This is a genomic window from Bradyrhizobium sp. WBOS08 (genome assembly GCF_024585125.1).
Taxonomy (GTDB): domain Bacteria; phylum Pseudomonadota; class Alphaproteobacteria; order Rhizobiales; family Xanthobacteraceae; genus Bradyrhizobium; species Bradyrhizobium japonicum_B.
Map to the genome: position 1 here is coordinate 5,927,499 of NZ_CP028988.1, position 13,577 is coordinate 5,941,075.

Here is a 13,577-nt window from a genome sequence, read left to right on the forward strand (position 1 = left end):
CATGCCCAAGTTTTCGAGCAAGCGCCGTGTCAATCACAGCGCATCCGAGATGTTCGACCTGGTCGCCGACGTCGAGCGCTACCCGGAATTCGTGCCGCTCTGCAGCGCGCTGAAGGTGCGCCAGCGGATGGCCAAGCCCGACGGCACCGAGGTGCTGGTCGCCGACATGACGGTGTCGTTCAAGCTGGTCAGGGAATCCTTCACCAGCCGCGTGACGCTCGACCGCGCCAATCTGAAGATTCTCGTCGAATATCTGCAAGGGCCTTTCAGCAATCTGGAGAACCGCTGGACGTTCGAGCCCAAAGGTGAGGGCGTCTGCGACGTCGGCTTCTTCCTGTCCTACGAATTCAGGAGTCGCATGCTGGCGTTGCTGATGGGCTCGATGTTCGATGCCGCCTTCGCGCGCTTCTCCACCGCGTTCGAGAAGCGGGCCGACGCGATCTACGGCCGGCCGAAGCTGGCGTCGACGTAGGGTGCTTGTAGGTCTCGTGTCCCGGACGCGGTGCAGCGCGTAGCGCTGCTCCGCAGTGCCGGGACCCATGCCGCCGCCTACGCACCTTTGGAGACATGGGCCCCGGCTCTGCAGCGCATCGCTGAAGGAGCGCTGCGCCGCGTCCGGGGCACGAGACCGTGCTCAATCCACTGCCTTCACCACATCCGGCGGCTGCGAGGCGTAATACGCTGCGGCCTGCTCGATCTCCTGCGGCGTCATGGCGCGGGCGATGTTACGCATCTGCTGGCTGATGTCATTACGGCGGTCGCCGGACGCGAAGGCCTGGAGCTGCGCCTTCATATAAGCTTCCGATTGTCCTTCGAGCCACGGGCTGCCGGTCTTGTTGTCGAGGCTGCCATGGCAAGAGCCGCAGGGCGCGATGCCGCGCATCGGCGCGCCGTAGATCACGATGTTGGGCTTCGGCAGTTGCGGCGTCGGGTGGTAGGCCGGCAGCCGCGGCAGATAGGCGTAATAGTTCGAGAGATCAGCAATTTCTTGATCGGTCAGGTTGACCGCGAACGGCGTCATCACGGCATTGCTGCGCGCGCCCGATCGGAAGTCGAGCAGCTGCTTGTAGATCACGGCGGCATATTGTCCGGCGAGATTCGGCGAGTCTGCGCGGCTGACGCCGGTCGGGCCGTGGCAGATCGCGCAGCGCTGCGCCAGCGTCGCGCCGCGGCCGATCGCCTCCTGGCTCGGGCGCGCCAGCGTGTTCGAGGTGAGCACGACCTCCGACAGGCGCCTGGTCTGCTCGGGCGCCGTGACATCAGGCGCACGCTGCAGGACGCCGGCAGCGCTGCAGATCGCGTCCCAGGCATTGGCGAACTGCACCCAGGGCTGCGCAAAGGGCAGCACCAGGAATCCCGCAATCGCGGTGACGATCAGGATCACGGCGGTGAGGCCGACGCCGATCCTGAAATGACTGTTACGGAGGGTGAAGAGGTCGCGCGTGCTCATCACTGCGCTCCGACATAGACCGCCGGCACCGAGGTCCCCGAACTCAGTGCCAGATTCAGAATCGGATAGCCGTAATTGGTGAGGGTCAGCGCAATCATCAGCGCCACCCACAGTGCGTGCGTGTTGAGCGCGACCGGGACCGTCTTCGGCTCATGCACAGCGAGCGCAAAGCGATACGGGCCGGCGTCGGCCTCAGGCGCACGCATGGCGCGCGCGAGGATGACGATGAACATGATCCCCGAGGCCAGCAGGATGAAGCCGCCGATCGCCGAGAGAGTGACGGACAACGCCTGCGGCGCGATGGCCGGATCGCCGAAGTCGAAATAGGCCATGCGACGCGGCATGCCCAGGATGCCGACCCAGTGCCAGGGAAATGTGGTCACGATCATGCCGATGAACCAGAGCCAGAGCTGGGTGCGGATCAGGCGGAGATCGATCAGCTCGCGCCCGGTCAGATGCGGCCATAGATCGTAGGCGATCGCAAAATACATGATCACGATGGCGCCGCCGAAGATCAGGTGGAAATGGCCGGTGATCCACTGCGTGTTGTGGATCGACGCATCGAGCTGGTAGCTCATGTTGATGAGGCCGCCGGCGCCGCCGAAGCCGAGCATGACGAACGAGAATGCCAGCGCCAGCATCATCGGATTGTCCCAGGGCAGGGCCCTGATCCAGCCGAACAGGCCACGGCCGCCACGCAGGCGCGCCGCGATCTCGACCGAGGCGCAGATCGTGAACACGGTCAGCAGCGTCGGCAACGCCACGAGCGCGGTGAAGGCCGAATGGATGAACTTGAAGCCGGCACCGACTTGCGGATCGGCGAAGGTGTGGTGCATGCCGATCGGCATCGCCACCACCAGGAATAGGATGAACGAGATCCGCGCCATGCTGTCGGAATAGACGCGGCCGCCGATCGCGCGCGGCACGATGGTGTAATAGGCGATGTAGGTCGGCATCAGCCAGAAATAGACGATGGCATGCAGCGTCCAGGAGAAAAAGATGCGGGCGAGGCCGGCGTCGATGGTGTTCTTCAGGCCGGCCGCGACCGGAATGATCTGGAGCAGCAGCTCGAGTGCAGCGCCGACGGCGGTCCAGGCCCACAAATAGGAGCCCGCGACATTGGCGAACATGGCGAGCGGCACCGGCGCGCCGGGATGGGCCCTGCGCCAGACGCGCAAATTGATCGACATCAGCGCGACCCAGATCCACGAGCCGACCACGACCAGGACCACGCCGAGATAGTAGAAGACGTTGCCGATCAGCGGCGGATAGAACGTGTAGAGCACCGAGGCGCGGCCGAGCGCGATCGGGATCACTGCCATGATGCTGCCGGCGACGATCAGCCAGAAGCCGCCCCAGGCCCAGCGCACGCCGACCAGGCGCTGCCCCAGCGCGGATTCGCTGATGGCATAGCCAAAACCCATCGCGACCAGCGTCGGGAACACATAGCCCATCACCGTGCCATGCGCGGTCAGCGAGCGGTAATAAAGCTCGGGATTGGATAGCCAGGTGCCGATCGGGCTGCGGATGAACATCTGCCAGGCGCCGAGCGTGAGCGCGATGCCGAACAGGGCAAAGGCCAACCAGAAATGGGCGAGAATGAGCTTCCTATTGACCAACACAGCTCAGCCTCCCGCCGCCCTTCGCGCGGTTCGCAAAGTCGGCCTTGTCGATCACCTTGACCTTGCCCCACATGCCCTCGTGGCCGAAGGAGCAGAACTCCTGGCAGGGCATCAGATAGTCGCCCGTTCTGGTGAAGCGCATGAGCTGCTCTGAAATGTAGCCCGGCACCAGCATGGTATTGACGTTGGTGCCCTGGATCAGGATGCCGTGCACGACGTCGGCGCTGGTGGCGCGCAGCGTGATCGGCGTGTCAGCAGGCACCAGGATGCAGGCCGGCGTGAAGGAGTATTGCTGACCGATTGCGCGTACGGTCACGTTGCCGTTGGCCTCGAGCACGCTGCCCAGATTGCTCTCGACGAACTCGCCGGACAGATGCAGGCGCGAGGGATCGGTGATCTCGACGCGCGGCTGCGGCATGGTGGCGCGATGGATGCCGGCGAAGGCCGCCAGCAGGGCCATCATCACGATGACGATCACGGCAATGGTGGCCCAGCGCCGCTCGACGCGGGCCGCGACCTCGGCGCTGGCGCTGCCGTGGGTGTCTTGTGCGCTCATTGCAGCGGTCCGCGCGGCAGGAACACGAACAGATAGAAGGCGAACCACATCGCGACCACGCAGGCCGTGGCGATGCCGGCGAGCAGAAGCGCGCCGGAGGGTCCTTGCGCGACGACCTCCTCGACGGCCTGGTCGGCGGCGGCAGAGCTGGTCGGCGGATCGGAATTGATCATGTGATGTCTCAGTTCAGCGGTGCGGAGCGCAGCTCGTTGGCCTCGCGCGCCGAGACCGGCGTACCGCGATTGCCCCAGGCGGTGCGGATGTAGGAGACGACGGCGGCGACCTCGTTGTCGGAGAGCAGGCCGGCGAAGGGCGGCATGCCATAGGGCATCGGATTGCCCTTGGTGCCCGGCGGATAGCCGCCATTGAGCACCATGCGGATCGGATTGACCGCCGACTGCATCTCGATCGACTGGTTGTTGGCGAGCGGCGGCCAGTGTGGCGGCTTGCCTTCGCCTTGTGTGCCGTGACAGCTGGCACACTGCTTGTCGTAGACGGTCTTGCCGAGGCTGATCAGCAGGCTGCTCTCGGTGGTCGGCAGCGTCGTTCTTGCCGGCGGCGGAGGCGAGGGCTCCGCGATGCCCTTGAGGTACACGGCCATAGCGCGCGTGTCCTCGTCGCTGAGATATTGCAGGCTGTTGTGCACGACCTCGGCCATCGGGCCGTAGACCACGCCGCGCATGGAGACGCCGGTCTGCAGGAGGTCGGTGATGTCCTTGATGCTCCAGTCGCCGAGCCCCGCCTCGCGGTTGGACGTCAGCGAGGGCGCGTACCAGTTCTGCATCGGGATCAGGCCGCCCTTGAAGGCGTCCGATTGCGAGGTGCCGCCGAGCGCGTTGATCGGGGAATGGCACATGCCGCAATGGCCGAGGCCCTCGACCAGATAGGCGCCGCGATTCCATTCCGCCGATTTGGTCGGGTCGGGTTTGAACTCGCCCTCTGAGAAGTACAGCGTGCGCCAGCCAAGGATCAGCTGGCGGTTCGAATAGGGGAAGCGCAGGTCGTGCTCGCGATTGCGCTGGTTCACGGGCGGGATTGACTTCAGATAGGCGAAGATCGCCTCGGTATCGGCTCGCGTCACCTTGGTGTAGGACGCGAACGGCATGGCCGGATACATCAATCCGCCATCCGGAAAGCGGCCGTAGTGCATCGCCTTGTAGAAGTCCTCGGCAGTCCATTTGCCGATTCCGGTGTCTCGATCCGGCGTGATGTTCGAGGAATAGAGGGTGCCGAACGGCGTCGGCATGGCGCGTCCGCCGGCGAAGATGCGGCCCTCTGGGGCCGTGTGACAGGCGATGCAGTCGCCGGCGCGCGCCAAATATTCACCGCGCGCAACAAGGCTGTTGCCGTCAGGGCTGGCCTTCGGTTGCGCTTCGGCGGAAGAGGCGAAGAGCAGCAGCCATAGCGCAAGGATGGGTGAACGCGATCGCAATTCCGTCTCCTCAATCCGGTTGGCTGCCGCAGGCGAACGGCAGCACGTATGTGCCCTTTGGGGCCGGCGCGACGGTCACGGGTGCCGGGCGGCTCGCGAGCCACGCCGCGACTGCCGTCACGTCGTCCTCGGTCAGCCGGGCAGCAACCTGCTGCATGCAGTCCGGCGCTTTCGCGGTGCGCGTGCCGTAACGCCAGGCGCCCAACTGCGCGCTGATGTAGTTCGGGCGCAGGCCGAGCAGGCCGGGGATTCCGGGCTCCATTCCGGTCAGAGCCGGACCATGACAGCTTCCGCACGCCGGGATCTGCCGCTGCGGATCGCCCCGCGACACCAACGACTGGCCGTGCTGCAGCACTTCCTTGCTTGCATCGCTCGTCGCCACGGGCGGCAGAGGCGGATGCTGATCCGCGAAATAGTCGGCCATTTGCTGCAGGTACGGGTCGGGGAGGAATTCCAGCAGATAGTTCATCGGTGGGTATTTTCGCCGGCCATTCTTGAAGGCAAGGAGCTGGTTGTAGAGATAGCCGGCCGGCTTGCCGGCAAGCCGCGGGAAATAGACGTCGCTCGTGCCTTCGCCTTGATTGCCATGACAGGGCGTGCAGGCCTCTACCCGCGCCGCCATCGTGTCCGGTGGCTGATTGGTCGTTTGCGCGGCCGCGCCATCAATGGCGGCCAAGATGACGGTCACGGCGGCAAAAGCCGCGGCGCGAGCGAACAATTCGTCGCCCTCCATGAGGTAGGTCCGGTTGATTCCGGATCACAATGTAGGACGGCATTATCGCGCCAATATTTTTCGGTGCAAGCGCGGACACGAGCGATGACGTTTGGCCGCGCCATACTGCGGCGATTTGCGTGCTTTATGAAAACTGGACGTAACGCGGCAGCCTCGCGACAGTTCCTGTCCGAGTTTTGCATCGTCGTCGCCCTTTGAAGTCAAAGGGCGCAGGGAAGACCGGATGCCGGCTTGGCACCCGCGGTCCACTGTGCGAATTCTGCGTAACAAGAAGCTGCACAGCGGCATACAGGTGAAGCCCAACACACGGCCTTCCCTGCGCAGTGGTTTGACGGCTTATGCCGAGCTCTCCCCGGGGAGCGTTGCACTTTTGCCCCCGTCGCCGTGCAGATGGCTGATGCGCGTGTCCGGTTGGACCGCTACATCACTGCAAGACTTGGCGCCAGCCTGCGGGCGCCAGGACCACACGGTTTTGCCGTACGCAACTCACACCGGTCGTATGCGCGCCGGTTATCGCTCACGGTTGCCCGCCCTGCGAACCTTTCGCGCCGGTGTGACGAGCGTCCACCGCAGCTCACCCCGCGTTTCGTGACGATCGCGATACGCCCCTATGACAAGGGATGAGGTGGCCGGAGAATGCGATAAAGCCGAAATTCTGTAAAGGCGAATATTTTTGCGACGGCGTCTTGCCCTACGGCTGGCGTGTTTTGCCCGACAGGCAACACAAGGAATTGTGGCCCGACGGGACCGGTGTTCCCTTCGGATCATTTCGCGCCGCTGCGAGTTTGCAACGGATTGTCCGGGTTGGAGCCGTCATGACCATCAATTTCGATACGCTGAAAGCCTCGCTCGTCCTCTATGGCCTGAACGCAATCTACGCGGTGCTGTTGCTTGCGATCGGCTGGTATCTGTCGGGCGCCATGCAGCGCTTCGTCACGCGCCTGCTGAGCGTCACGCACCGCGTCGACCCGCTGGTGACGCTGTTCGTCGGCAGCCTTGTGCGCTATGGCGTGCTCGCCGTGGTCGGCATCGCCGTGCTTCAGCTGTTCGGCATCCAGACCGCGAGCCTCGTTGCCGTGTTGGGCGCCACATCGCTCGCCATCGGTCTCGCGCTCCAGGGTACGCTGTCCAATCTCGCCGCCGGCGTGATGCTGCTGCTGTTCCGGCCCTTTCACATCGGCGACGACGTCGAGGTGGCCGGCAAGGCCGGGAAGGTGCAGTCGTTGTCGCTGTTCATGACCGAGCTGGTCGCGTCCGACAACACGCAGATCCTGCTGCCGAACGGCCAGGTGTGGGGCGCGGCCATCATCAACCACAGCGCCTATCCCGGCACGGGCGAGGTCAAGGTGGCGTTTCCGGTCCCGGCCGGTGCGGCCAACACGCTCGCGGATCGCATCCTGACCGAACTGCGCAACGATTCCCGCATCGACGCTCAGGCCCAACCGACCGTCTCCGTCACGAAGGTCCTCGATGTCGGCAATCCCGCGGCACCGATCCTGGAATTGACGGTTAGCGCCAAGGCGAAACCGTCGGAGGCTGGTGCGGTCAAGCAGTGCGTGCTCGACCATGCAAGCGCGCTGCTTGCGGCGGCGTAAGGTGATCAGCCTCTTGGCGGGCGCGGCGGACGCCGCTTGGCCGCATGCCGGCGCGGGGAGCGCGTCACGCGGGGGCGCAGGCGGGTTACCGCGGCAGCGCGTTTCGGCTTGGCCTGGGCCTGTGGTCCGCGTGCCAGCTCCATCAGCATGCGCAATGCCTCGACCACGGAGCGGGCGCGCACCGTGCTGCGACCGATCGCGCCGAAGCGGTGCTCGCGGTGGATGATGCGGCCATCGCGCGCGGCGGCGGCGAAGTGCACGAGGCCGACCGGCTTGCCGGGCGTGGCGCCGCCCGGGCCGGCGATACCGGTGATGGCGACGGCGAGGTCGACATCGGCGCGCTCCAGCGCGCCGATCGCCATCGCGGTTGCGGTCTCCTTGCTGACCGCGCCGAAAGTGGCGAGCGTGCCGGCTTCGACGCCGAGCATCGCGCGCTTGGCGTCGTTGGAATAGGTGACGAAGCCGCGATCGATCACGTCGGACGAGCCGGGGATGTCGGTCAGCGCGGCGGCGACGAGGCCGCCGGTGCAGGATTCGGCGGTCGCGACCGTCAGCTTGCGCATCCGGCACAGATCGAGCAGCGAGCGGGAGAGGGCGCGTGCGTCGCTGCCGCCCATGGCCTAGACGCTCCAGGGCAGACGAATGGTGGCGCTCGCGGTGGCGGCGATGCCTTCCTCGCGGCCGGTGAAGCCCAGCCGCTCGCTGGTCGTCGCCTTCACCGCGACGCGCGAGATGTCGACGCCGGAAATCTCGGCGATGCTCGCGCGCATGGTGTCGCGCAAGGGGCCGATCTTCGGCCGCTCGCAGATCATGGTGACCTCGAGATTGGCGATGCGCCCGCCGCGCGCCGTGACGCGCTCGATGGCGTATTTCAGGAACTGGTCGGAGGAGGCGCCCTTCCACTTCGCATCGCTCGGCGGGAAGTGCGAGCCGATGTCGCCGTCGGCGAGCGCGCCGAGGATGGCATCGACCAGCGCATGGAGGCCGACATCGCCGTCGGAATGAGCGAGAAAACCCTTGGTGTGCGGCACGCGCACGCCGCAGAGCATGACGTGGTCGCCTTCGCCGAAGGCGTGCACGTCGTAGCCGGTGCCGGTCCTGATATCGCCGAGCTGGGCCGCCAGGCGGGCTTCCTCGCGCACGAAATCCTCGGGTGTGGTGAGCTTCATGTTGGCAACATCGCCTTCAAAGGTTGCAACCGTCAATCCCGCCCATTCGGCAATCGCGGCATCGTCGGTGAAATCGCTGCGCCCGTCCTTCGCCGCACGACGATGCGCTTCGAGGATGACGTCGAAACGAAAGGATTGCGGCGTCTGCGCGATCCGCAAGGAGGCGCGGTCCGGCGTGCCCTCGACATTACCGCTCGCGCCGGTGACCTTGATCGTATCGGTAACAGGGACGACGGGAATCGCAGCGCCGGTCCGGCCCGCCGCCTCGATCGCGCGCGAGATCAGTCCTTCCGAGACGAAGGGGCGCGCGGCGTCGTGAATCAGCACGATGTCGGGCTTATGCTGTGCGAGCGCTTCGAGGCCTGCAAGCACCGAAGCCTGCCGCGTCGCGCCGCCCTTGGCCGGCGGCTCGTGCGCGAGCCCCGCGACCGCAGCCGTGAACATGGCGCTGTCATCGGGGTTCACCACCGGCTGCACCGCAAACACGTCGGCGTGGCGGCTGAAGGCTTCCATGGCGCGATAGATCACGGGCACGCCGCCGATCTCGCGATATTGCTTCGGCCCGCCGGCGCCCGCACGCAGTCCACGCCCGGCTGCGACGAGGACGACCGCGGTGCGTTGTGATTTCGCCATAGGACTCAAATACTCAGTTGGTGATGGGAGTCGGAGGAGTGGGGTGATTGCCGCATGCCTCTAGCACGGCAGGCCCACAAAAAAAGGGGGTTTCCCCGGATTGTTCGCAACGGCATTTTGCTGCACTGCACTTGAAAGATCTGCAGAATTGTCTAAACTGTAGGCATGGCGCTTGACTGCACAAGAATTGTGCGCAAGATAGGTCATGGCAGGCGCGATGAGGCGCTGCCCAGTCCACGAGACCCCTGTGACCGGTTCGGCAATATCCGGCTCTAAGCCGTTGAAAATAGGCGATATTGATGTCGCCGTCCCGGTCTTCCTGGCACCGATGTCGGGGGTGACCGACTCGCCCGTCCGCCGGCTGGCCGCGGAGCTTGGGGCCGGTCTGGTCGTGTCCGAAATGACCGCCAGCGACGAGCTCGCCAACGGCCATTGGATGTCCCGGTTGCGTTGCGAAGCCACCGGAATTGGTCCGCACGTGGTCCAGCTTGCCGGCTGCGAGGCCCGTTGGATGGCCGAGGGCGCCCGGATCGCCGAGGCCGAAGGCGCCGACATCATCGACATCAACATGGGCTGTCCGGCCCGTCACGTCACCGGCGGCCAGTCGGGCTCGGCCCTGATGCGCGACCTCGACCATGCCGTCAGCCTGATCGATGCCACCATCGCGGCGGTGAAGGTGCCGGTGACGCTGAAGATGCGGCTCGGCTGGGACGACCGCAGCCGCAACGCGCCGGAGCTGGCGCGGCGCGCGGAGGCCGCCGGGGTCAAGCTCGTCACGGTCCACGGCCGCACCCGCAGCCAGTTCTACAAGGGCGAGGCCGATTGGGATGCGATCCGCGCCGTGCGCGAGGCCATCGCCATTCCGCTCGTCGTCAACGGCGACATCACCTCCTACGAGCGGGCGCGCGCGGCGCTCGAGGCCTCCGGCGCCGACGCCGTGATGATCGGCCGCGGCGCGCAGGGCCAGCCCTGGCTGCCCGGCCAGATCGGCCGCCGCCTGAAGGGCGGGGCCGAGGAAGCTGTGCCCGCGCTCGAAACCCAGCTGCATTACGTCCGCACGCTCTATGAGGGCGTCTGCAAGCTCTATGGCCTTCGCGTCGGACTGAGACATGCCCGCAAGCATCTCGGCTGGGCACTCGATGTGGCGGCCGCGGCGAGCGGCGCGTCCGTCGAGAAGCTGAAAGGGTGGCGGCAGACGATCCTCACCTCGGAAGATCCGCGCCTTGTTCACCAGTCGCTGCAGGATGCGTTCGACGACTTCGCATGGAGCGCTGCTGCATGAGCACAGCCGCCGAACATCGCGGGCCATCCGACAGCGACGCAATGCTCGATGCCTTGCCCAATCCCGTTCTGATGATCGGGCCGGACGGCAAGATCGTCGCCGCCAACATTGCCACCGAAGCCTTCTTCGAAATCTCGACGCAGTTCCTGAAGCGGCAGTCGCTGAAGGAGCTGGTGCCGTTCGGCAGCCCGTTGCTGGCGCTGATCGACCAGGTGCGCGCGTCGAACTCGCCGGTGAACGAATACAAGGTCGATCTCGGCACGCCGCGCATGGGCGGCGACCGCCAGGTCGACCTGCACGTCGCCCCGCTCACCGAGCGGCCCGGCCATATCGTGGTGATGCTGCAGGAGCGCACCATCGCCGACAAGATGGACCGCCAGCTCACCCATCGCAGCGCGGCGCGCTCGGTGATCGCGCTGGCTGCGATGCTGGCGCACGAGATCAAGAACCCGCTGTCCGGCATCCGCGGCGCGGCGCAGCTGCTGGAGCAGCAGGCCTCGTCCGAGGACCGCATGTTGACGCGCCTGATCTGCGACGAGGCCGACCGCATCGTGACGCTGGTCGACCGCATGGAGGTGTTCGGCGACGAACGTCCCGTGGTGCGCGGTCCCGTCAACATCCATTCGGTGCTCGACCACGTGAAGCGGCTGGCGCAGTCGGGTTTTGCCCGCAACATCCGCTTCATCGAGGATTACGACCCCTCGCTGCCGCCGGTGCTGGCGAACCAGGACCAGTTGATCCAGGTGTTCCTCAATCTCGTGAAGAACGCCGCCGAGGCGCTGATCGACGTGCCCGACGCCGAGATCCAGCTCACCACCGCGTTCCGCCCCGGCGTGCGCCTGTCAGTCCCCGGTCAAAAATCCCGGGTATCGTTGCCGCTCGAATTCTGCGTGAAGGACAACGGACCGGGCGTGCCGGACGATCTTCTGCCCAACCTGTTCGACCCCTTCGTGACCACCAAGCAGACCGGCTCGGGCCTGGGTCTTGCGCTGGTCGCCAAGATCGTCGGCGATCACGGGGGCATCATCGAATGCGAATCTCAGCCGCGCAGGACCACCTTCCGCGTGCTGATGCCGATGTATTCCACATCGGCGAAACATGCCGATCAAAACAGTCGCGCCGACTCTGCCGGGAAGTCGTCGCCTGTGTCACAGGGGGCGAAATGAGGATCAACGATGCCCGCAGGTAGCATTCTCGTAGCCGATGACGATACCGCCATCCGCACCGTTCTCAACCAGGCGCTGTCCCGGGCCGGCTATGAGGTCAGGCTCACCGGCAATGCCGCAACGCTGTGGCGCTGGGTCAGCCAGGGCGAGGGCGATCTCGTCATCACCGACGTGGTGATGCCGGACGAAAACGCCTTCGACCTGCTGCCGCGGATCAAGAAGATGCGGCCGAATCTGCCCGTCATCGTCATGAGCGCGCAGAACACCTTCATGACGGCGATCCGCGCCTCCGAGCGTGGGGCCTACGAATATCTGCCGAAGCCCTTCGATCTCAAGGAGCTGATCGCGATCGTCGGCCGCGCGCTGGCCGAGCCGAAGGAGCGCGTCTCGACGCCGGACGAGGACGCCGAGATGGAGGCGATCCCGCTGGTCGGCCGTTCGCCGGCGATGCAGGAAATCTATCGCGTGCTGGCGCGCCTGATGCAGACCGACCTCACCGTGATGATCACGGGCGAATCCGGCACCGGCAAGGAGCTGGTGGCGCGCGCGCTGCACGATTACGGCAAGCGCCGCAACGGCCCGTTCGTCGCCGTCAACATGGCCGCGATCCCGCGCGACCTCATCGAATCCGAGCTGTTCGGTCACGAGCGCGGCGCTTTCACCGGCGCCAACACCCGCGCCTCCGGCCGGTTCGAGCAGGCCGAAGGCGGCACGCTGTTCCTGGACGAGATCGGCGACATGCCGATGGAGGCGCAGACCCGCTTGCTGCGCGTCTTGCAGCAGGGCGAATACACCACGGTCGGCGGCCGCACCCCGATCAAGACCGACGTGCGCATCGTCGCGGCCTCCAACAAGGATCTGCGCGTCCTGATCCAGCAGGGCCTGTTCCGAGAGGATCTGTTCTTCCGCCTCAACGTCGTGCCGCTGCGGCTGCCGCCGCTGCGCGAACGCATCGAGGATCTGCCGGATCTCATCCGGCACTTCTTCGCGCTGGCCGAGAAGGACGGCCTGCCGCCGAAGAAGCTCGACGCGCTGGCGCTGGAGCGGCTGAAGCAGCACCGCTGGCCCGGCAACGTGCGCGAGCTGGAGAATCTCGCCCGGCGTCTCGCCGCGCTCTATCCGCAGGACGTGATCACGGCGTCCGTCATCGACGGAGAGCTCGCGCCGCCGTCGGTCAGCCCGGGCGCAGCGGTCCAGCAGGGCGTCGACAATCTCGGCGGCGCCGTAGAGGCATATCTGTCATCGCACTTCCAGGGCTTTCCGAACGGCGTGCCGCCGCCCGGCCTCTATCATCGCATCCTCAAGGAGATCGAGGTGCCGCTGCTCACGGCAGCCCTCGCGGCCACCCGCGGCAACCAGATTCGCGCCGCCGACCTGCTCGGCCTCAACCGCAACACGCTGCGGAAGAAGATCCGGGATCTGGATATCCAGGTGTATCGGAGCGGGGGCTAGTCATCGCGGAACCGACGGTGGCTCAGCTCCCCCTACCAAGGCAGAGCTGAGCCTGTCCGGATCGCGCTGGCCGTTGTGGCTGACGCGGTGAGCAGAAGTCGGGAGTAGGGGAAATGTTCCGCCGGACCGTTTCCAATTGGTCATCCGGCCGCATGGCGCAGCGTCGCACTACCTGACGAGCCGGGCCGACGCCGGCGTGACGCTGGCGACATTCAGCAGTGGCTGCTGGACGCCCAGGCCGTTGACCAGCAGGTCGGCGGCCACGATCAGCAGCAGAACGGCCGACACCATCGTTGCGAGAAAATACCTGTCCATGCCGGGTCAAGCCGCGATGGCGGGAATCCGTTCCCGTCCGGGCGTCATGTGGTTGTGGATGGCGGGGGGCGATCGCTGAGCAAGCGCCGCGGAATTGTCGCAATTCGGCAACAATGTGGTACGAATACATCAGTATCCGCGCGCCCGCGGACCCCTTTTCAGCATCGCCATT

At 65.8% G+C, this 13,577-nt stretch carries 14 protein-coding genes; 5 read left to right on the forward strand and 9 right to left on the reverse strand.

The window, feature by feature from the left end:
• The first annotated feature begins 1 nt into the window (after position 1).
• Complete coding sequence (locus tag DCM80_RS27930; protein ID WP_028136504.1) at positions 2-472, forward strand: type II toxin-antitoxin system RatA family toxin; 471 nt, start codon at positions 2-4, stop codon at positions 470-472.
• A gap of 162 nt (positions 473-634) precedes the next feature.
• On the opposite strand, the gene DCM80_RS27935 is transcribed toward DCM80_RS27930, so the two are convergent.
• The 6 genes from DCM80_RS27935 to DCM80_RS27960 are packed head-to-tail and all read right to left on the reverse strand — an operon-like array spanning position 635 to position 5,778.
• The gene (locus DCM80_RS27935) at positions 635-1,450 is read right to left on the reverse strand and encodes a cytochrome c (RefSeq protein WP_257194636.1); all 816 of its coding nucleotides are present in this window, start codon (positions 1,448-1,450) and stop codon (positions 635-637) included.
• On the reverse strand, positions 1,450-3,072 hold the full coding sequence (locus DCM80_RS27940; protein ID WP_257179681.1) for a b(o/a)3-type cytochrome-c oxidase subunit 1: 1,623 nt from the start codon (positions 3,070-3,072) through the stop codon (positions 1,450-1,452). The genes DCM80_RS27935 and DCM80_RS27940 overlap by 1 nt, the downstream gene beginning before the upstream one ends.
• Complete coding sequence (locus tag DCM80_RS27945) at positions 3,059-3,628, reverse strand: cytochrome C oxidase subunit II (RefSeq protein WP_257194637.1); 570 nt, start codon at positions 3,626-3,628, stop codon at positions 3,059-3,061. Before DCM80_RS27945 ends, DCM80_RS27940 begins: the two co-directional genes overlap by 14 nt.
• Entirely contained in the window at positions 3,625-3,801 is a 177-nt protein-coding gene (locus DCM80_RS27950; protein ID WP_257194638.1) for a hypothetical protein, read from the reverse strand. The genes DCM80_RS27945 and DCM80_RS27950 overlap by 4 nt, the downstream gene beginning before the upstream one ends.
• An 8-nt stretch (positions 3,802-3,809) precedes the next feature.
• Positions 3,810-5,060 (reverse strand): cytochrome c, encoded by a 1,251-nt coding sequence (locus DCM80_RS27955; RefSeq protein ID WP_373569373.1) that lies wholly within the window; start codon positions 5,058-5,060, stop codon positions 3,810-3,812.
• Between the two features lie 10 nt (positions 5,061-5,070).
• Positions 5,071-5,778, reverse strand: coding sequence for a c-type cytochrome (locus DCM80_RS27960; protein WP_257180726.1), 708 nt, complete (start codon positions 5,776-5,778; stop codon positions 5,071-5,073).
• A gap of 830 nt (positions 5,779-6,608) precedes the next feature.
• On the opposite strand from DCM80_RS27960, the gene DCM80_RS27965 reads away from it, so the two are divergent.
• Positions 6,609-7,388, forward strand: coding sequence for a mechanosensitive ion channel family protein (locus DCM80_RS27965; RefSeq protein ID WP_257194639.1), 780 nt, complete (start codon positions 6,609-6,611; stop codon positions 7,386-7,388).
• A gap of 5 nt (positions 7,389-7,393) precedes the next feature.
• On the opposite strand, the gene DCM80_RS27970 is transcribed toward DCM80_RS27965, so the two are convergent.
• Both DCM80_RS27970 and DCM80_RS27975 read right to left on the reverse strand, forming a co-directional pair.
• On the reverse strand, positions 7,394-8,005 hold the full coding sequence (locus DCM80_RS27970) for a CinA family protein (protein WP_257194640.1): 612 nt from the start codon (positions 8,003-8,005) through the stop codon (positions 7,394-7,396).
• A 3-nt stretch (positions 8,006-8,008) separates the two neighbouring features.
• Positions 8,009-9,190: a bifunctional 2-C-methyl-D-erythritol 4-phosphate cytidylyltransferase/2-C-methyl-D-erythritol 2,4-cyclodiphosphate synthase gene (locus DCM80_RS27975; RefSeq protein ID WP_257194641.1), complete on the reverse strand. Its 1,182-nt coding sequence runs from the start codon at positions 9,188-9,190 to the stop codon at positions 8,009-8,011.
• A 280-nt stretch (positions 9,191-9,470) separates the two neighbouring features.
• Here DCM80_RS27975 and dusB point away from each other — a divergent pair, with 280 nt between their 5' ends.
• From dusB to ntrC, 3 genes are read left to right on the forward strand one after another with little or no spacing between them, the layout of a single operon-like run.
• The gene (gene dusB / locus DCM80_RS27980) at positions 9,471-10,472 is read left to right on the forward strand and encodes a tRNA dihydrouridine synthase DusB (protein ID WP_257198077.1); all 1,002 of its coding nucleotides are present in this window, start codon (positions 9,471-9,473) and stop codon (positions 10,470-10,472) included.
• On the forward strand, positions 10,469-11,638 hold the full coding sequence (locus DCM80_RS27985) for a nitrogen regulation protein NR(II) (protein ID WP_257194642.1): 1,170 nt from the start codon (positions 10,469-10,471) through the stop codon (positions 11,636-11,638). The genes dusB and DCM80_RS27985 overlap by 4 nt, the downstream gene beginning before the upstream one ends.
• Positions 11,639-11,647: 9 nt before the next feature.
• Positions 11,648-13,090 (forward strand): nitrogen regulation protein NR(I), encoded by a 1,443-nt coding sequence (gene ntrC, locus DCM80_RS27990; RefSeq protein ID WP_097662565.1) that lies wholly within the window; start codon positions 11,648-11,650, stop codon positions 13,088-13,090.
• A 168-nt stretch (positions 13,091-13,258) separates the two neighbouring features.
• Here the strand turns inward: ntrC and DCM80_RS27995 are convergent, their stop codons facing one another.
• Positions 13,259-13,405 carry a hypothetical protein gene (locus DCM80_RS27995; RefSeq protein ID WP_257194643.1) on the reverse strand — a complete coding sequence of 49 codons (147 nt, stop codon included), beginning with the start codon at positions 13,403-13,405 and terminating at the stop codon, positions 13,259-13,261.
• Positions 13,406-13,577 lie beyond the last annotated feature (172 nt).

Coding starts and splice junctions, on each gene's coding strand:
- DCM80_RS27930 (WP_028136504.1), top strand. CDS start 2: ATGCCCAAGTTTTCGAGCAAGCGCCGTGTCAATCACAGCGCATCCGAG.
- DCM80_RS27935 (WP_257194636.1), bottom strand. CDS start 1,450: ATGAGCACGCGCGACCTCTTCACCCTCCGTAACAGTCATTTCAGGATC.
- DCM80_RS27945 (WP_257194637.1), bottom strand. CDS start 3,628: ATGAGCGCACAAGACACCCACGGCAGCGCCAGCGCCGAGGTCGCGGCC.
- DCM80_RS27950 (WP_257194638.1), bottom strand. CDS start 3,801: ATGATCAATTCCGATCCGCCGACCAGCTCTGCCGCCGCCGACCAGGCC.
- DCM80_RS27965 (WP_257194639.1), top strand. CDS start 6,609: ATGACCATCAATTTCGATACGCTGAAAGCCTCGCTCGTCCTCTATGGC.
- DCM80_RS27970 (WP_257194640.1), bottom strand. CDS start 8,005: ATGGGCGGCAGCGACGCACGCGCCCTCTCCCGCTCGCTGCTCGATCTG.
- DCM80_RS27975 (WP_257194641.1), bottom strand. CDS start 9,190: ATGGCGAAATCACAACGCACCGCGGTCGTCCTCGTCGCAGCCGGGCGT.
- DCM80_RS27985 (WP_257194642.1), top strand. CDS start 10,469: ATGAGCACAGCCGCCGAACATCGCGGGCCATCCGACAGCGACGCAATG.
- ntrC (WP_097662565.1), top strand. CDS start 11,648: ATGCCCGCAGGTAGCATTCTCGTAGCCGATGACGATACCGCCATCCGC.
- DCM80_RS27995 (WP_257194643.1), bottom strand. CDS start 13,405: ATGGACAGGTATTTTCTCGCAACGATGGTGTCGGCCGTTCTGCTGCTG.